The 19,177-nt window shown below is 40.0% G+C and carries 12 protein-coding genes; 5 read left to right on the top strand and 7 right to left on the bottom strand.

The annotated features are described in order from the left end of the window. Window positions 1–223 precede the first annotated feature (223 nt). The 3 genes from V5298_RS02250 to V5298_RS02240 form a co-directional block, all read right to left on the bottom strand. Complete coding sequence (locus tag V5298_RS02250; protein WP_332929840.1) at window positions 224–1,120, bottom strand: family 16 glycosylhydrolase; 897 nt, start codon at window positions 1,118–1,120, stop codon at window positions 224–226. A gap of 133 nt (window positions 1,121–1,253) precedes the next feature. After that, complete coding sequence (locus tag V5298_RS02245; RefSeq protein WP_332929839.1) at window positions 1,254–2,165, bottom strand: glycoside hydrolase family 16 protein; 912 nt, start codon at window positions 2,163–2,165, stop codon at window positions 1,254–1,256. A gap of 381 nt (window positions 2,166–2,546) precedes the next feature. Continuing rightward, window positions 2,547–3,005, bottom strand: a complete 459-nt coding sequence (locus V5298_RS02240) for a hypothetical protein (protein WP_332929838.1) — start codon at window positions 3,003–3,005, stop codon at window positions 2,547–2,549. Window positions 3,006–3,403: 398 nt separating this feature from the next. Between V5298_RS02240 and V5298_RS02235 the strand changes: the two genes are divergently transcribed. The 5 genes from V5298_RS02235 to V5298_RS02215 all read left to right on the top strand — a co-directional run bounded on the left by V5298_RS02235 (window position 3,404) and on the right by V5298_RS02215 (window position 13,971). After that, entirely contained in the window at window positions 3,404–3,988 is a 585-nt protein-coding gene (locus tag V5298_RS02235; RefSeq protein WP_332929837.1) for a DUF3299 domain-containing protein, read from the top strand. Between the two features lie 301 nt (window positions 3,989–4,289). Continuing rightward, window positions 4,290–5,876: a DNA phosphorothioation-dependent restriction protein DptF gene (gene dptF, locus V5298_RS02230; protein ID WP_332929836.1), complete on the top strand. Its 1,587-nt coding sequence runs from the start codon at window positions 4,290–4,292 to the stop codon at window positions 5,874–5,876. A 4-nt stretch (window positions 5,877–5,880) separates the two neighbouring features. Then, complete coding sequence (dptG, locus tag V5298_RS02225; RefSeq protein ID WP_332929835.1) at window positions 5,881–7,188, top strand: DNA phosphorothioation-dependent restriction protein DptG; 1,308 nt, start codon at window positions 5,881–5,883, stop codon at window positions 7,186–7,188. After that, window positions 7,169–12,274 carry a DNA phosphorothioation-dependent restriction protein DptH gene (gene dptH, locus V5298_RS02220; protein WP_332929834.1) on the top strand — a complete coding sequence of 1,702 codons (5,106 nt, stop codon included), beginning with the start codon at window positions 7,169–7,171 and terminating at the stop codon, window positions 12,272–12,274. The genes dptG and dptH overlap by 20 nt, the downstream gene beginning before the upstream one ends. A 2-nt stretch (window positions 12,275–12,276) precedes the next feature. After that, on the top strand, window positions 12,277–13,971 hold the full coding sequence (locus V5298_RS02215; RefSeq protein WP_332929833.1) for an AIPR family protein: 1,695 nt from the start codon (window positions 12,277–12,279) through the stop codon (window positions 13,969–13,971). Window positions 13,972–14,047: 76 nt separating this feature from the next. Here the strand turns inward: V5298_RS02215 and dndE are convergent, their stop codons facing one another. The 4 genes from dndE to dndB are packed head-to-tail and all read right to left on the bottom strand — an operon-like array spanning window position 14,048 to window position 19,093. Beyond that, window positions 14,048–14,401: a DNA sulfur modification protein DndE gene (gene dndE, locus V5298_RS02210; RefSeq protein ID WP_332929832.1), complete on the bottom strand. Its 354-nt coding sequence runs from the start codon at window positions 14,399–14,401 to the stop codon at window positions 14,048–14,050. Further along, entirely contained in the window at window positions 14,401–16,389 is a 1,989-nt protein-coding gene (gene dndD, locus V5298_RS02205; RefSeq protein WP_332929831.1) for a DNA sulfur modification protein DndD, read from the bottom strand. The genes dndE and dndD overlap by 1 nt, the downstream gene beginning before the upstream one ends. Then, a complete protein-coding gene (locus V5298_RS02200; protein WP_332929830.1) occupies window positions 16,386–18,011 on the bottom strand; it encodes a DNA phosphorothioation system sulfurtransferase DndC in 1,626 nt (541 codons plus the stop codon). The genes dndD and V5298_RS02200 overlap by 4 nt, the downstream gene beginning before the upstream one ends. Continuing rightward, window positions 18,008–19,093 (bottom strand): DNA sulfur modification protein DndB, encoded by a 1,086-nt coding sequence (gene dndB / locus V5298_RS02195; protein WP_332929829.1) that lies wholly within the window; start codon window positions 19,091–19,093, stop codon window positions 18,008–18,010. The genes V5298_RS02200 and dndB overlap by 4 nt, the downstream gene beginning before the upstream one ends. Window positions 19,094–19,177 lie beyond the last annotated feature (84 nt).

The raw sequence follows: 19,177 nt of genomic DNA, 5'->3' as shown, positions 1-19,177 counted from the left end.
GCGGTCCGCTTCGATCTAATATCGTTGTTCATCGAACAAATTTAAACCATGACTGGTGTACTTATTATCTGAAATCGGGCGCTAAAATACATAGATGAAGGTATACAGATACCGTTACTAGAGCCTTTTGATATAGAGGGGTATCAGCAAGTCTACTTACTGTTCCCTCAAATTGAAAAACTCGAGCCTTGACTGGATATTGTATTTAAAAAGCGGGTAGCTTTTATCTCATATCTTCTGGCTTTTGCCACACTCGGATATATTCCACTTCGAAATCTACAACACCGTCATGCTTTTTACCTTCAGGGCTATTTTTTTCTAAGTCTTCTAAGCTGTTTGGGTAGCCGTGCCAAGGGAAGGTTTCCATATCTAGCCACAAATTAATAGGGCGGGTGGCAACATAGCCATCATAGTCATCTGGAAGACCTTCACGATTTTGTTTCGCCCAGGCCGTTACTTGTTCCGGGGTTACCGATGAAAAGAGTTCACCATCAATGTAGTAGTTTACACCGTGCTCGCTCCACTCTATGCCGTATACATGGAAATCATCGGCCATTCTAAAACCCAGTTGTTTTCTTTCCGTGTAGCTAGGCTTGCCGCCTACGGGTTTCTCCCAATCGCGAATTGACCACCAAAGTTCGCTGTCTAAGTGTTCTTTGTTAGGATCTTCACGACTATCGCCAAATGACTCGAAAAAATCGAACTCCATTTTTGGTCCCATGGCCCAAAACGCACTGCTTATCTCGGCATCGGCAGATTTACTTTTTATTTCGATGTATCCATAAGTGAACGAGCGGCGACCGATAAAGCAGGGGGTGGTGATGTTCTCGTGTTTCATGGGTTTACCAAATGTCGGCTTTCTAATCTCGTCAGTGAATGGGAAGTCTGGCTCCCAGCGCGCTTCAAGCATTAACCTTCCGTCTTCCAAACGGTAGTTGCGACCTGAAAATTGCGAAGGAGCTCGGCCCTTCCACACCCATTTATCGGGGTTGTCAGGATGCACATACTGTGGTTTACCATCTTTAAATTTGCCAACAATGAACCATCTGTCCTCGTCGATTTTATCAGCATCAAATTCGTCGCTTATTTCTGTGTTTAGTACCCACCCCCCTTTATTCATAGGGTCGGAAAGAGGGAGAACGGTGTCTGCTCTTGTATGATGAGATAGACATACACTCAGCAGGCACGTGCTCAAACAGACATTTTTTAAGTTTTTAGTTTTCATAAAACACTATCAACAATTAATACATTGTTTATTTTTTTCTTTCAAAGAAACGAACATAATCGACTTGTATTTGTTCGGGTAAGGCGCTGTCATCTATGGCTTGGGTGTTACCTAGAAATGTACCTAAACCGGTAAGCCAAATATTTACATCGTTGTGTTTATAGCGGGCTGCTGGAAACGCCGTTTCGCTTATCAGTTCTCCATCGAAGTAATAACGAAGGTGGGTCTCGGTAAATTCCATACCATAGATGTGAAAATCTGTAAGGGTCGTGCCATCGTTGAAGCGTATTTGTTTGGTACCTACCTTATTCTGTGTGCGTCCTTCATCTTCGGTGCCAGGTTTAGGTTTCCACTGATGAGCGTCAGTTTGAAAATGCGTAGGATCGATTGAATCGTTTTCGAAGGGGTCAAGCTCGATATGGCTATTGAGGGGAGAGGCAAGTGGGTCGAATGTCAGGCTATCACTATTTTCAGTTTTCTGGAGATATCGCATCATCCAGAAAGAGCTATGCCAACCTGCGCCAACTGGAGTCTTCAAGCGGGCTTCATAAAAGCCATAGCGAAAAAGGCGTTTAGAAATAATTCCACCACCAGAATATTGCACGACGCCAGCAGGTTCATCACCTTCTTTTTGACCTGGTTGTAGCCAATTGTTTTTAGGGCAAAGGACGCGCTCTTTTTTCAGCAAAATGCGATATACACCTCCGGAGACTACATTATTTGCTTTTTGTTGCTTGCTCCAATGCTTGCAGTCTAATCGATATTGCCATTTACTCTCATCAACAGCTGAACCTTCAAACTCATCATACCAAGTCAATTCGTATTCCTTAACCGTATCGGCTATCAGAAAGGGGCTTACATCTTGGCTATCCTCCATATTACATGCGCTAAGCAAGGCTCCTGACAACATAACTATCGCGCACTTCTTCTCTGCTACCATCCCATATCTCCACAAGCTTTTCAATTGTAAATAAATTGTACATTACATGTATTTAAACATATTATGATTGGTTGTGGTAATATTTTTCATATATCAAATAAAATGAGAGAAATGGGTGAGAAAAAAGTGTATTCAGATAGCAGCAAATTTCTTGGGTTTTTAATAAAAGAGACGGTGGATAGCTTAGTGAATAAAGGATTATTTACTTTTCAAAGGCCCAAGATCGCTTAACGACTAAAAAAAGATTTGAAATAAGCAAAAGATTCACGGTCTCACAGTCTTCTGTGAAAGGCCGTCTTTTAACACAGCGATACTTCTTTTCGTCTTACCAATATTATCTAAAACAAAGGCTGAGGCGGGCCATCTTTTTATCGCTTTCTATTAGGTTGCCGAAAGTCTAAGCCGTTTTTCAACAATAATGGGCATATCCTTACGCACTGCGGAAATGCGTACGCGCACACTCTTCGGATCATCAGACACCGCTTGATACCTCACCGACCGATCGCCGCTTATGCGGGTTAAATAAATGGTGGAACTATCCAATAGTTTTACGCCTTTGCTACTTACCAGTTCTACTTTAACGTTGTGGTAGTCCGGATGAATGTTGTAGTGAATGGTAAACGCACCCTTGTTCCCTGAAGTGTTACTGGAAGAAAGGGAAACATCTAACGGTACGTCTTTGGGGGGCTTAAAGTGTTGCAGCATCACCGGGTGCAGTGCCGGAGAGAGGGGCGGAAACTGGGGGATTTTACTGTCGCTGTAATCATGATACTGACAGCCTAGGCTCGATGCCGAAAACAGTACGCAACAGTACCCTAGAAAAAAAGTAAGTTTCATCATCGTTGTGCCTAATTAGTGTGTCGAGCGAAAAAGAGTGGCGTACCCGCAGTCAAAAACGCGTAGAAACACCCCGAGAGTGGTTTAGTCAATCCCGCAAACCCAGGAGCGATACGGTTTCTTTCATCAAATTTGGTGGCGACGAGCAACCCAGTTAACCAAAACGGTTAATTTCTAACCTAGCAAACAGGCGGCGTTATGGTCAAGGGCTATTCTCTTTGTGGCAGCTGGCCGAGGCTTTGATAGCCGTTAGGGGGCGCGGTATCGATGTGGGGGAGTAGGCAATGAGGTAGCGCCTACGCGCCCTACACTTCATGGGTATTATACAGTAGTATAACTTTTAGACTGTGGTATTTAAGTCTTTCATTTATGCGAACTTCTATTTAAGCGTGGTATTAAAATTGAACATAAATATAGCTGCAAGTCGTTGTTATGGGTATGGCGTGTTGTCATTGCTTTTTCTTCTAACCAGTTTTGCCCAAGCAGCGAGTGACCCCACTTATGAAGAAGTTGAATGGGTGGCGTTAATGCCAGAAAGTGATCTTGAAGCCTTGCTTGAACCACCGGAATTTTTAGGCGAAATTAAAGACGGCAGTGAGCAAGATTCTGTTGCTGCGCTATCGGAAATGGAAGGGAAAAGCGATAACGCCCAGCGTTTTCAGCAGGCCTTAACCTCTACCCGCGTCATTGACGATTTTGATCAGAAAAAAGTGCGTATTCCAGGCTTTATTGTGCCCCTTGATGCCAATGACGAGCAGCAAGTGGTGGAATTTTTCATTGTGCCTTACTTCGGTGCCTGTTTACATATGCCTCCGCCTCCACCCAATCAAATGATTCATGTTACCTTTGAGCAGGGCGTGGATTTAGAACGGCTCGACATGGCGTTTTGGTTTGAAGGCACCATTAACATTGAAACCACCAGTAATGACACCGGCATCGCCGCGTATGCAATGACTTTGGAGAATCTTAAAGAGTATGATTTTTAGCGCCAAGCATCGCTTTTGGCATGAGTTCGCAAACAGAATAAACAAAGCCCTTTTTTAAGGGCTTTTTTGTGATGGGAGCCAGCGTTGTGATTACGGAGAAGCAAAGCATAATTTAGCTAGTACATTAAGAGGCTTTAAATGTCCTTAGGTTTACAACTTATGCAGGCTGTTCTGGAAAAATTGTATACTGAACAGAGAACTATACTTAGTAGGCTAAACTATATTTCAGGAAATCTTTGTTGTCAGAATGAACAAACAGATGTTATTTTGTTAAATAAAAGGCTAACTATAAGGATGTAGAATGCGTTTCCACGATGTATTAAGCGTATTGTCCAAATCTTCCCCTTATGCAGTTTCTACTGAACGAAAAGACGCCATTTCAGCTGAGCTTGATGAAGTAAAGAAATATCTTTATATCGAAACAGATATTCAAAAAGACTTCGAAAAGTACCTTACTTCATTATCTGCGTGCAATAAAAAAATTATTTTTCTTTGCGGTAGTAGTGGGGATGGTAAGTCTGAAATCTTGACTCAATATGCATCAAAGTTTTCTCACAAAGCTACCTTTCATCTAGATGCAACGCATAGCTTTGAACCTGATGAGTCTGCAATATCAACCCTCGATAAAGTTTTTAATGACTATGAAAATAACGAGAAAGCGTTAGTAGTTGGTATCAATGTAGGCATGATGGGGAATTATGTCGAAGAAGGTAACAATGACAATGTACGCGCCGCAATCGCTAGTTACTTAAACTCGAAAGAGTCAACTTCAGAGTATGTGTTTTTAAACTTTGAGGACTATCCAAAGTTTATTTTAACCAGTGCTGGTCACTCTTCTGACTTTGTTAAAGCAATTTTGCAACGCATTACTAAGCATGAAGACAATATTGTACGGCAGTACTTTGATAAAGAACAAGCGAGTCATGACGGCAACAAGGTTCTTTGCACTAATTACCAGTTACTTTCGATTCCACACGTTCAAGATCGAATTATTGATGTACTCTTTAAAGCCCGACTGATTAAAGATCAGTTTCTTACTGCTAGAACGCTGTTGGACTTTGTTCACACATTGTTATCACCAGAGGGGGATCTGTTTGATAATATGTTCAATGCCTCTGATAACGAAATCTCATCCAAAATAGTAGATTTTGACCCTGCGAATGTTAGAACCGAAAACGTAGATAAGTTTCTTTTAAGTACTAGTTTGGGTTTGTTCGATAATCGTTTCGAACAATTTACTTCTTACCTGTCCTCTGAATTTGGGATTCGCCAATCTAAGAATTCTCACTCATATCTAAGGCTATTCTATCTTCTTGGGGAAGCAGACCTTGCTAACAACTATCACAAAGACTTTATTAAAGATTTTGAAGAACCTCTATTAGATAAGTACGCCAAATTGTGGAATTTACACACCCGCTATGTAGGTGATAAACAAGAAAAGAAAGAGCTAAAAGCCTTTTACAAAGAGACGATATTCTCTGCAATCCACACTTATATCAACAGAAACGCTAAATCGATAGCTAAAGGCAAGTTTCTTATCTCATCACATAATGGCTACCAAATTATGACAGATGTCGATATGGAGCCAGATTTCGATGCAATTCAACATGCACCGCCAACAAGTACATCTTACTTTGTAGCGCATATATCCGTTGAAGGTAAAAGTGTTTCAATGCAAGTTAATATCAACCTTCTTAATATGATGAATAGAATTATCGGCGGGTATAGGCCAAACAAACACGACAAAAATACAATCGTTATTCTAGATGACTTTGCTGACCACATAGCTGACATCGCATCGAGCAAAGATAAGCTCACCATAGTTAAAGACGGCTTAACAATGAGCCTACGTTATGACGATGATGAAATAGAAGTAAGTGGGGTTTAAAGATATGTTCAAACTCAAAGCAGAGCTAAAACCTCAAAACAACAAACTGACGTCTTTTTTTCCAATCAATACAAAGGATAGGAAAGGAATTTTTGATTGGGACATAGTACTTGGTCATTTCGTAAAGTACGCTTATCGAAAGAGTGTTGCGAACAACCAATTTGAGCAATTCAAATTAAAGTGCAAAGAGCGCTTCGAATCAAAACTGGACGAACCAAAGTTCTGGCAACACCTTGAGAAAATGTATTTCAGTGGCGATGAACTATATAAAATTAGTCCTGAGCTTTTATTATTCAAAGCACAAGACATTAAAGGTAGTTCAGCAAATAAAAGGTTAGGCGATTTATTCTTGAACTTATTGCAGGACCATCATTTGCAAAAATCGCCCAGTTTAAGCCTGAATTTTCTAGAGAAAGAAATCGTTGAGACGTTCAATAGTTTTACAGTCCCAGGGTCAAAAACTGGAACCGTTTCCAAAGCGGCAACAGAAGCGCCTTACCTCCCTTTTCTAAGAGATTTATTTATTGAAGACTTAGATTTCATTGCATCGAAGCCAAAGTACTTTATAGAAAACATAACGGACTTTTTAAAGCTTTACGCTTTTCTTTATACCGCGCAGATCACACTTAATCTGAGTGAGTGGAGGGCAGGCGTACCTACAGCAAAACCATGCTATTTCATTCTCGATACCGAAAAAGCTTCAGATGAGCGCAGCTATGTAAAAAGTTACGGCTATCGTCAGTTAGCTAAAAATTTCGATAAAGTTTTCCCATACTTGGCAATGAATGAGAGCCTTCAAGACGGTGCAGCTATTAAACAGCCACTATGGTCTATTACTAGTCTTCAGGATACGCAAGTAACACTAGATGCACTAAATGCTTATGCAATTGATTTCAAAGAAGAGCGACAACTGGGGACTGAAATAAATGAAGCAAGTAGCGTAGCAGATGCCGTCGATAACCTGCTTACGCTTTTCTATGCGCAATTTGGCAGGAGTGAAACACGCCACGACGTAAATGTTAATTTCTGCAAAGCCATTGAGTCAGAGCTATGTGGCCACTTTGTTCAGAGCCGAGGAAGAGCGGGCCGAGTTTTAGTATTTAATCAAGATTATATATTGCTTTTGACCAATATAGGCATTGGGAAGAGGGATCGCCTACGACTTCATGAGTTACTTAAAGAGTTTGAAGCTAGAGGTATCTTTTTTGATAAGCAAACACAAAAAGTGCTTGTAGAATTTTATGAGCGCATAGGTAACGTAGAGAGAATGAGTGACAGTGGAGATGCAGTTTATGTCAGAAAAACAGTTTGAGGATTTTTTAGCTGAAAAGCTTATAAACTGGGGCGCTGAGCATTTCTACAAAGGTTATCGTTACCAATTCCAGTCACCAGATAAGGGCAACAGTAAAAAACTATTTGACGCGCTTTGCGCCAGAAAAGCAGGTTTCATTACTATCAGGCAAGTTGAGATTCCCTTTATTCAAGTTGGGGAATATAAGCTTTTAATTGTCTTACACAGTGAAGAAAAAGGCGACGGCTGTAACGAAAACTTTATTTCTCATATTCGAGATGTAGTCGCTTCCCAGCAAAGTGAAGTGAAAGACTCCTGCCTTCTAATTATCCATAACTCAATGCTTGATACATTGATAAATTCAGCAGAGAACATCGCACAGCCAGGCTGGGTTTGGCACCCGCTAAAAATTAAAGAAGCATTAGAAGGGGAAATCGACCCGTTAAACGATAATAAGCTCGTTACTCAATGTTTACTAAGTCATCGATTTGAGCAAATTGTTGATGATGGTGCAACGATGTTTGGGTTTGAAGAGCTCTTTAATGCTCTTGTTGATGATGGTGAAATCAGTTTCCATGAAATAGCTCTGCTAAACGACCCTCTTCTAAAAGGTTGGGACTCTCCAAATCAGATTGCGAACAGGCTTGAGCAAAACAAGCAAATGTATGAAAAGCTCGACTATATTACGCACCATTTTCCAACAAGCTTGGAGGAAAAACTTGGGGAAGAAGATTTTAGCCCGTCTTTTGTTAAAAAGTATTTCGATGAGCAAGACCCAGAAGCATGGAAGTTCAATTTAGAGTTAGAAGCATGCTTGCAAGAACAAAAGAAGAATAAAGAAAACCTTCTAGAGCTTGAAAGAGAGTCTATTTCAGAGGGTAAATTACTAGTAAGAACGCAAGCAGATACAAAAGCAGGGCGGCGCACTAAGAACATCATTTACGTGATGCCAGAGGGTAGAAATACCTTCGAGCTTGAAATCAGCTTCATTGGCGGAAAAGTAGAGAAAAAAGAGTGCAAAATTCTCAACGCTAGCCAGCCAAGTGTTGATTTCAGTAACCCCGATAATGCGGGTGGAAAGCGCAGCCGCATAACTATTTCAGGCATTTATCATGATACTGCTACCTTTTTTACGTTCCGCGTTAAACGAGATAAATCCGCTGAAAACCACAACTTTAAGGTATTAGTACTTAAAGAAAACGAGTTTTATCTAAATTCAATAGAAAATAGCTTCCTCATAGACCCCAAGCGCCAGCTAGTTATTATTCAAACCGAAGAAAACAATCTTCAAATTGCCGAGCATGGTAAGGAAGAAACGCTCACTGAAAACGCGCAAGAGTTTGAAAACAGCACCGTAGGTGTAGTTGATTTTGAACAAATAGCGTCAGAATCTGACAATGTTGAATTTGTAGTAAAAGGAAAAGAAACACGGCTAAGCCTCAGTATCGAAGGATCCGTAGCAACTGATGCGCTATCACTACCGCTAATGTTTAATCAAGAGCGTTTTAATAAACTGTTTAGTGACGACTATTTTGCGGTATTTAATAAACGTAAGAGCAAGATCCAACTCGACAACCATGAAATAGCACCCAAAGGAAAGCGCTTAACTCTTTTACAGTGGGAGCAAGAGCTTCTTGATAACAATAGCTTGTATTGCCCTGCATCTGAAAATTTGCATGTGGCAGTTGCAGATATTGCTGCAAGTTACCCTGAACTGTCGTCAGCGTATTCTACCTATTTTACCTACCTGACCAATAATAATACATTGCCAAGTTTGAGCGGGTGGGGTGAAACTTACCAAAAGCTTGTTGAACATGTAGTGCGCACTTACAACGAAGCACTAAGAAGCATTCAGTACGATACTTTACTAAGTCAATCACAAAAGCAGTTAGTTAATATCGGTTTTGCAGAGTTCAACGGTGTTGAGTACATAACGCCATATCATCCTATGGTTCTAGCTTACCACCTGTATCTTGTGCAAAGGGTGGTACAAGACGAAACCAATAGCTTTAAGCAGTTGCCAAAAGTCACGCTTTCTAGATTGAACGCTCAAGGGTTAATGCCATTTATTTATGACCCAAATAATGAGTTCGGGTATTGCCAGTATGAGACAGACGATAGCATGTGGTTACGTATTGTCCCTCATCAAGAAACTAGTTACGGTTATGTACAGAAACTGGTAAGAGATAAGGTATCTGAGTTCAGAGATGCGTTTTCAAGTCTTTTTGAAAATGGCGAACGATCCAAGTTAATAATCAATTCCATAAACAATGGCCAAAACAAGGAAGTCTTTCTTGGCCTAGTGGACTTTATCAAGCAATACAAAAATAAAGTCTGCCAGATTCACGTAAATATTTATGATGATGAAATAGAGTATTGTGAGTTTGATCGTTTCTCAGACACTGCAAGTTACGACGTTATAAAAGCAGAATATGGCTTAAGCAAAGGAAGGGATAAGGACATTGCCGATACTGTAATTGACCTACTTAGAACAAGGTTGACTTACAGTAAGTTCGAAAACGAGAAGTTAGAAGACGGTACTTTTAAGCCTCATCATTACGCCCATATTTCCTTTTTTAAGAATAACGACAAAGTACAGTCTAGAGATCGCAACGTTAATGAAGAATTAAGCGGTGTTGTTGCTGAAGGCTTATTAGCCGGCGAGGCATCTTCTAGTGAGGAAGACAGTTATTCAACCGCCTTTGGCCTTAAAGGTATCGAATATGATGATAAGCCTCACCTGCAAATTGCAGAACGCTTAAATGGGCTTATAAAACCCGCGCGTAAGCCCGATGAGCAGTATTCCCGTTCTAAATCTACAGCATTAGTAGTAAGCGGTAAGTTTAGAAAGCTTCTTCAATGTGCCTATTCGAGTTCAATTTGGACGACAATTATTGACCCCAAAGTGACACTGGACTTCTTTGATAATGATAAAAACGTGGTGCTAATTCATTATTCAGATAACTACACCAACTCAATAAATTATGATGCGATAACCGTTACTGAAGAATCTGATTTATACAAAAAAGTCCTTGAGCGTGATCAGGGCGGCATCATTGAAGAGTTCAACGCATTCAATGGTGAGTGGCTTCTCAAAATGATCACCGCCAACGACAATGAGCGTAAAGAAAAGCGCGGAATTATTGGTGCTTACAAGTTTGTAAACTGCTTGCTTAATCAGTCTGATATTACTTGGGTTCCACTTTCAGTTGCCGAGATGTTGAGAGTTGCAGGTAACATTGGCTTGAAAATGTCAGAAAGTGACTTTTCAAAACGTAATATTGCGGGAACCATTAAGGGCGCTATTTCAGACGACGTTCTATTTGTAGGCTTTAAGCAAGATTCAATGGTGTTACTGCCTTTAGAAGTAAAAACAGGTAAAAAGCAAACACACAACAAAGGTGTACAACAAGCCAAAGAGCTGAAGCGATACCTTGAAGAAGACGTGTTGAAAGGAGACAGCTTAGCTGCTCAACTTTATCGAGGATTATTTGTAAGACAGCTGCTGATGCAAATAGATAAGTACAAGTTGTACAACCTGTACAGCGATAACTACTTCGATGAATTGCTTTCTCGTCGTGAATGGTGGCTACAGGGTAAGTATGCTATTGCTGATTTAGCAAATTATCCTGAAGGCTTCCTAGTATCGCATGTCGAAAATGACACTTTTTTTGAGCCTGCTTTTGAGTTGAAAGAAAATATACTCAAAATAGAATTGCCAATAGGCAACCTTTCTACATTTATAAAAACACCGTTATCACAACTTTTCGAACAGCAGCCCGAAAAGCTTTGCCATATAGCTAGTAAATACATTTTAAGAGGTTCTACACTACTTGTTGGTGGCGAAATACAGTCAAAAGAAGATACTTGTGTAAATGTAGGTGAGCAGAAAACTGACTACAACCCCAATGCTGAGCCGTACACCGAAAAGCCAGAAGAAAATGTAGCTGATGAACATAACGTGGAATCTAGCGAAACCTTGAAGGTGCTAGTTGGGCATTCAGTACAAAATCAAGAGCCAGTTTTTTGGGAGCCAACAAATACTGCCAAATTCATGAATACCAACTCTGGCATTATTGGAACAATGGGCACAGGTAAAACTCAGTGCACGAAATCTGTTGTTACCCAGATCCATCGTAATCAAAAAAATAATGTCGATGGCAAGCCTATAGGTATCCTCATTTTCGATTACAAATCGGATTATGTAGATGATAAATTCATCAATGCGACTAGCGGCAAAAAATACAATTTGTTTAGGCTCCCCTACAATCCACTGAGTTTATTTGGTTCTACGCCAATGCTGCCGGTGCACACTGCGCGCGGGTTCTCAGAAACAATGGGAAAAGCCTTTAATTTGGGGCAAAAGCAACAGCTGAAATTAAGACAACTAATTTCTCAAGCATACGATTTAGCGGGAATTAGTAAAGCAGATCCCTCAACATGGAATAAGCCAGCACCAACCATTGCAGATGTGTGGGCATTGTTTTTGGACAGCGAGCCAGCTGAAGATTCACTTTATGCGGCACTTGAAAGCCTTCACGAGCTAGAAGTATTCGAAAGCGATGTCAGTAAATGCACTAGTTTGTACGGACTGATAGACGGAATTACGGTAATTGAGTTGGCAGGTTACCCAAGCGAAATTCAAAGCCTTGTTGTTGCGTTAACACTCGATCTCTTCTATTCGCAAATGCAAAAGCAAGGAAAGCCGTTAGTCCAAGGCGACTTCAGACAAGTCACAAAGCTCATCCTAGTGGATGAAGCAGACAACTTTATGTCTCAAAATTTTCCTAGCTTACGGAAGATTCTTAAAGAAGGTCGTGAGTATGGCGTTGGCGTAATCCTGTCTACCCAAGATATTACTCACTTCAAGACAGGTGATAACGACTACTCTGCTTACATATTAAGCTGGATTGTTCATCGCGTTTCTCAAATAAGAAATCAAGATATCAAATCACTCTTTAATAAAGACGATAAGACTGATCAAGAGTATCTGATGAAGTCGATACGTGAGCTAGAAAAGCACCATAGCCTGTATGTAGATGGTGATAAGAAAATAACGAAAATAAAAGATAGAGCTTTCTGGGAAATAATAAAAAATAAGGAATAAACATGGCATCTTTAAATGATTTTAATTATTTAGAAACAAAATGCTTAAGTTACTTTGAGATGGCGTCAAAGGAGATTAATTTTAAGATATCTGACCTAGATAACGTAAAAAAAGCTAGGATTGGATTTTATTTCTTGCTCTTGGAGCAGTTGACAGGGATTAGTGATTTCTCGGAACTATGTGAAAAAATAACGGACACTGAGTTTAACAGTTTTTTAGGGGCTGATAAGTTAGATGATTTTGGTGTGGATGCAGTCGATATTGATGAAGATGAGAAAATAATAAGGCTTTTCAGTTTTAAGTATCGTGGAAACTTTTCTACTAAAATGCAGAGGATGAACGAAGCGCTACTTTCATCAAAATATTTTAATTTGGTTGCATCGAAAAATACACAAAATATAAGTGGGAAGTTGCGTTCATTTACGAGGAAAATAATCGATGCTCTTAATAGTAAGAAAGAATGGGCAATAGATTTCTATTTTATCAGTAATGACGGAGAAGAATTGAAAAAGGATGCTCACTTATCAAATTTTTCTGCTCAATACGATATAAGGTTTGTTCCCATTGCGCTCCCAAAATTAAAACAAATATTTAGTATAAGACCGAATCCTATTAATGCAGAGGTTAATCTTTTAAATGACGCCATAATGACTTATTGCGAAACTCAAAATTCGACTGACAAAAACTTTATTGTAAGAATGTCGTGTAGCGAACTGATAAGAATTACATGCTCGAACGAGGAATTGAGACTCAATGCGCAACTTGAAGACTACACAGTATTACAGGATGTAGATTTAGACTTCGGAGTATTATTTGACAATGTCCGTGGTTTCGTCACTAAATCAAAATTTAACCCTAATATAGCGGCTTCACTTGCAGATTCACCGAACAAGTTTTTTCTTTTCAACAATGGAATAACGATAGTTGCAAAAGACATTTCAACGAAAGAAATTAACGGCCGCACCAGTACAAAAGTGAAAATCGGAGATTTTCAAATTCTTAACGGCGGACAGACACTGCGCACAATTCATAAATTTAACCGGGATGATGGTTCAAACATTGATGGCGAGCTTTCGGAGGCACAGGTATTGGTACGTATATTTATGGTAAGGGAGGATGATAAATCACTTATAAACGATATTGCAGAATTCACGAATAGTCAAAATAAAGTACAACCATCAGACTTAAAATCATTGAGGCATGAGCAGCTATTAATTGAACGAATTCTCGACGACAACGAAATTGTATATTCTAGAAAGACTGGAGATACAGGATTAAATGCTTCTAAGGTCTATAGTACCAAAATATCCATGGAGACCCTGGGACAAATACTATACTCAATTGGGGGGAGTCCAGAGAAAGCGACTAGTGAAAAGCAAAAAATATTTAACGAACATTATGAAAGGGTTTTCGTAGATGAGTTAAATATTAAGCAAATCCCTGATATAGTTCGCCAGTTTGAAAGTGTAAAAGATGAGTACAAAAAATCTGATTTTAAAGGAGTAAATATTAAGTATTTTTATATTATGTTTTTACTTTATCGGTTTGAAAATTCAGAGATAGCGACGTTAATTGAAGAGCTTGAATATGTATTAAATACATTCGAGGTCGAAAACGAAATGTCGGATGTGAGGAAAATGGGTAGAACTGGTTTCAAAGATCAATTGATCCAACACTTACAAGCGGTTATTGTTTAAAGCCAATATTAAAAAAGCCTCATATGATCTCTCCATAAATGAGGCTTTTGGGATCTCAACCTATTGCGCAATAGTTTTACCCGACCACAACTAGCATATCTACTAGGTTTTTTGTATTTCTTATTGATGCGATACCATGCTCAACGTGAGCCGCCCATGCTTGTTGAAGCTGCTTACCTTCTAAATCAGGGTAGGTATGCTTCAACAAAAGTTCTGTTATTTCTTGGGTGCGCCCTAACCAAGTAATTTTGTCCAATGTAAGGCTACCGTTAGTAGTGTAGTCCGTTGCTGGGTCATATCTAAAATCAGATTCTATCGAACGGAAAAAAGCGATACGCGCTGATACATTAGGGGTTACCCCCGTGTAGCCTTTCAATTTTTTGAGTTGCTCTTCTACAGTACGTGATAATTGCATTCTATTAGGTAGCATTAGGCAATCTCCACTTTTTGAGTTTCCCAGAAGTAACCTTCGACTACTGAGGAGCAGCGCGTGGCTTCGTTAAATTTAATTTCAAACGCATGCGACACTTCAGGCTGTAAAATAGAATAGAAATCAGCATCAACTTCTGTATCTGTAGACAAGAGAATGACTTGCTCGCCAGCTTTTGGGAAATAGTGCTTTATTAACTTGTCTCTATGCTTAGAGTCGAGCCTGCCAAGTGGAGTATCTACAACAACAGGAAGTACTTTTCCTGATAATTTGCCAAGGGCTTCTAGTATTGCGAAAGCAAAAATTTGTTTTTCACCAGCAGAAAGCGACTTCCTATTAACTTCCAATCCGTCGAGGTCGACCAGTGCTACATCGAAAGTTTCTGGATTTATTTTAGCTGTTAGCTTCAAGTCTTCTTTTCTAGCAAGCTTTCGATAAGCTAAAGCGAATAGCTCTTCAAGTTGAGCAACCCTTAGCTGTGTTAACTGCTTAGAAAACTCCTGCAATGCACCTTGTGTTGAGTTCACTCGTGCAACCGCTTTTTGTAACGACTTCTCATTTTTTTGCTGGTTAAACAGCTTTTCTAGTCTTTTAGCTAGTTCCAGCGCTTTAGCCATCGACGTTTGTGCTTTTTGAAGTACGTTCTTATATATGTCTTTTTCTTTCGCTACTGCTTTGTCTAATTCTCGTAAGCGCTCATAAAGACCAACTAATTCTTTTTCGTCTGGCGCTCTTTGAATTCTAAGTGTTAGCGAGTCTAAGTCTGATTCAGCTGCAGTTAATTCAGAAAGGGTGTTGCTCAGCCTAGTTTTTGATTCATTTGCATCGTCGCGTAAGCTTTCAAGCTGATGGAATTCTCTGTCAGAGATATCTAGACTTATAGCGCCATCAGCACAGATACGCCCATCAGTTTCAACGTAGTTTTGAAGTAGCTCATTAATCTGCGTTTTATCCGATTCTAGAGCTGATGACAATGTAGATGCAAGCTTCTCAATTTGTGCTAGAAACTGCTCGTTGAAAGATTTTTTTGCTTTAAGTTCTTTCTCACGTGCAAGTTGTTGGAACAGCCTGTCTATGGCTTTTGGCGCTAATGATAAAGGAAATGCACCATCTAGTTCGTGAAGTACTTTACCTTTAATGGTATCTATTTCACGTTCTAGCGACTTTTGTTTACCCTTTTCTTCGTCCCTAGTAATAGCAAAAGCGCCACCACGTTCTTGAATGCTTTTTTCGATTTGGCTCATTTCAAAGCGAAGGCTGGTGATCTTCGGGTACAACTCATTCGCTTGCTCTTTGTAAGCGTCTGCTTCTGCTTTAAAGCTCTCTTTTTGTTTTTGAAGGTCTGTAATTTCTTTTTGGATAGAGGCTGATGCTTTACCTTCACTTTCTTTATTCAGATATATATCTAAATCAATATTCAGCCTTTCTATAATATCCAATCCCAGCAGCTTTTGAACGGCCTCTTTAAGGTAAACGCCGGTATCATCTTCAGCCAATTCTGCAATTTTCTCACCGTCAAAAAAGAACAAATCTCCTATACCTGGAGGGATCATTTCTGAAATAATTGACTGAATTTGTTCTGAGGTTAAATTTGAATCTTCGCCTGCGTGTTCAAAACTTATCTTTTCTTTACCATCAACGCCCCAAGTACGGGTGATAGTAAATACGCCGTGTTTACCTTGATGAGTATGTGTAAACTCTAGACTAATCGATGCTTTTGCAGAGTTGTCTTCTTTCTTTGCTTTATTATTTAACTGCTGGGAAAGGTAATCTGCATACTCTTTATTATTTGGAATAGAGCTAAGCGCGCGTCTTCCCAAAAGAAGCAGGCGTATGGCAGTAAGAATGGACGTTTTGCCAGCACCATTTAAACCACCGAAAAGAATGATTGGTTTAGATAGCATGCCATCTTTTTTAGGTTGCAAATCAAGAGAGTGCTCACCTTTGAACACTCTAAAGTTTTTCATGGTTAGCTTTCTAAAAATCATAACTGCATCTCCTTATTCAAAGATGCTGTGATGGCGGCCAACTCTGCTTCATAGTCTTGAACTTCTTTCGACTGATTAATTTGATTTTGCCTGCTGTCTTTATTTTGTTTGATGATTTCTTCGGCTGATTCCCAATCTTGCTGGATAAGCCTTCCTATTTTTTTATAAATACCAGTGCGTCGGGAAAGTCCAGACATTGAAATTTCTAAATCGATAAGCTTTTTAACTAGCTGAGGTGAAACACCGTATTCCGGCGCTATTTTGGTTATTAGGGCAGCATCTTCTCTACTAAACTGGTTAGTATCATCAACCGACCAGTCAAGGTCGTAACCAAAGACTTCGTTGAAAATAATAGGTAAATCATCGTCCCAATCAGGTTCATTAGGGTCGTTTAACCACTCATGACGGACCGCATGTAACTCAGGCACGGTGATTAGCTCTACGTCTCTACCCGAATCTGCTAATTGCTTTTGAATATTCAAAAGTAACCTTAAGGCGACTTTACGATACTTTAGCTTATAGGGGCCTGTGGTGTAATCGTCGGTTAAGATCTTCTCTCCATCTTCTCGAAGAGTTTTAAATGCTAACCTACCGTCTCTTCGAATGTGGCTGCGATATTTCTTTTTAAGCTTTGGAGAGGTGCTACGTGACAATATGTTCCTGTACTTAAGTAAAGGAAGCATCCACGTTTCACCATTTTGCACTAGGCTTTCCATGGCTCTGTCTTTTGTGACAACGGTGCATGTCCAACATCCAAAGCGAGAATTACCGCAAGACGGGGTCGTCTCATCAATAACCATAGGGCATTCGCCCTGACCAGAAGAGTCTTTATAAAGGTTCCATAAAACAAGGTTTTTACCACCCCATGGTGTTTCCCACTCAAGGTCGTACTTGTCGTACCATTTATTTTTCATGCCGTACGGAGTTTCTTGCTGCTCTAGATGACAAAAGCGAAGAATTTTCCAGACATCATCTACCGCCCACATATCAATTGGCGTGTAAATGAAAGCATTTGATAGCGTAGTGTGCTTCGCCAAGTCTGAACCATCAATTTTGTGTTTAGCTATAACCTGTGCACGTGAAGCACTTTCTTGCGACCTAGATCCGAGAACCACAATAACTTCATCGTACTGATTTACTTTGTCGGTGATAAACGTACTTACTGGGTCTATCTTCATTCGCTCAGTGCACCAGCGGAAATTACGTGTAGGTGCGGGGTAGCCTTTACCTAGAAGGTTCGACCAAAAAGTTTCGTTCGTTTTGGGAACGACCTTATGCGAAGTGATGGGTAATTTATCCCGTGCCGCGCCTCGCTGAATCGCTTCAAGTGAGCGATTTACGTGGTTTACGACAATAGGTGTTTCAACCAATGTATCAGATGCAACTACAAACACATGTTTATGGCGTTCTTCAGGTTTTAAGCCTAATAGCGCTAAGTAAACAAGTACCATTACAGCTGAAGAGTCTTTACCCCCACTGTAGCCGATTACCCACGGCCTAGTGTCTTGTAAATAAACGCGCTGAACGTTGGCTACATAGTCTTTGAGTGGGAGACCAGAAAACTCTTCCTGCTCGATGAACTCAATATAGTCTTCGAGATCGACTTGCTTGGCTAATGTCATGAATCTAATAAATCTTTTTCTTTTTGAAGGTCATCTTGAGATAACTCAAGCCCTAGTTGGCGCTTAATTTCTAATGCTGTAAGAAATATGTTTGAGCTAGCCTTAGATAGCTTGCCGTGCATCATTGCGCGTTTAATCCACTCTGGATTAGATTTTCGCCAGTTAACAGAGTTAAGCTTTTCTAACGTTGCTACTCTTTCTTTTTCAGCAAAGTCTAATAGGTGGTTTCCAACAATCGCAATGGCTTGAAGAGCGATACCGTGCGCTGTCAAATATTCTTGACGAAATTCTCCGACAGCAAGCTTTTTATCCTGCACTAATTGCCATTCGGTCATATTATCATTAATACAGTTCCAAAACTGCAAAGCGAACTGCTTTTCATCTTCTGAAATATCGTCTTTAGGGCCTTTTCCTAATAACGCTCTGGTTGCGTGTTTGATTGCACTTAGCGCGAAAATTTTATTGCTCTTTACTGGAATGCTTCCTTTTTCCATCTCGGTAAAGCCAATAAATGGCTTGGCGTTATTCGCAAGATATTTTGCTACGCGCGCACCAGGGTCTCTATCGTCGTAAAGCGTTGAAAGCGATGAGGAAGGGCGGATTGCATGCTGGTTTAAGTCAGCAAACATTTGCTGGCTTCTGCTTAACCCTTCATCGATGTAAAACACAATTGCTATATTGTCTTGACCAAGCTCAGGCTTATGCTTTATCGCCTCTTCAATTGCAGCTCTACGGTGTTGTCCATCATTGATTAGAATGCTCGTATTCATAGAGACTTTAAGTGTGCCGATGTTTGGTGCGTTTTCTTGTTCTATAAACGAAACCTCGCTGCCTACTGATGCAGTGAGTGCTGAAAAAACATAGTCATCTGGGTTATCAACCAAATATCTACTCATCTCTGGAATTCGACTTTTATTCAGTGTGCGCTGAGCACGTAACTCTGGCGGAACTTCTTCTTCATCGTAAATGAAGATTTTTGGTATGATACGAAGAGGGCAGGTTGCAATGTAAAATGGTCTTCCGGCTTGAACGCCACGAACTGCTGGAAAGGAATAGCAGAAGTCATTATCTAAAGTATTCAAAGTTTATCCTCCTTGATTGTTACGTAAAAATTTTACGTAATATTTTGTGGAAGTAAATATCTTTAATGCTATTACGTAAAATTT

Origin of the sequence: Alteromonas sp. 14N.309.X.WAT.G.H12, from assembly GCF_036697315.1 — a bacterium.
Taxonomy (GTDB): Bacteria; Pseudomonadota; Gammaproteobacteria; order Enterobacterales; family Alteromonadaceae; genus Alteromonas.
Note: the sequence above shows the minus strand (reverse complement) of the source record. Positions and strands in the feature narration are given on the sequence as shown.